Source organism: Paracraurococcus lichenis (genome assembly GCF_030657435.1).
GTDB classification, from domain to species: Bacteria; Pseudomonadota; Alphaproteobacteria; order Acetobacterales; family Acetobacteraceae; genus Paracraurococcus; species Paracraurococcus lichenis.
Window position 1 is genome coordinate 1 of record NZ_JAUTWS010000558.1, and the last position, 321, is coordinate 321.

Below are 321 nucleotides of genomic sequence, written 5' to 3' on the forward strand. Positions count from 1 at the left end.
CGGCGCTACATCGTGTGCCGCAACGAGGCCGAGGCTGAGAAGGAACGTGCCGACCGACAGGCCATCATCGCCGGTTTCGAGCAGCAGCTGCAGCGCGGCGACAAGGCGCTGATCGGCAACTCCGCCTACCGCCGCTATCTGCGTCGCGTCGCCCCAAAAGGCGTGAAGGGCGGCAAGGCCAGGTCACGGCCGGCCTTCGAGGTCGATGTCGGCAAGCTGGCCGAGGAAGCGAGATACGACGGCATCTTCGTGCTGCGCACCAACGCCCGCGTCACGCCGTTGCAGGCGATGCTGAGATACCGCGAACTCCTGGTCGTCGAG

General features: G+C 66.7%; 1 pseudogene. It reads left to right on the plus strand.

What is annotated here, in order from left to right:
• A pseudogene (locus Q7A36_RS41230) lies at positions 1 to 321 on the plus strand (IS1634 family transposase); the annotation flags it as partial.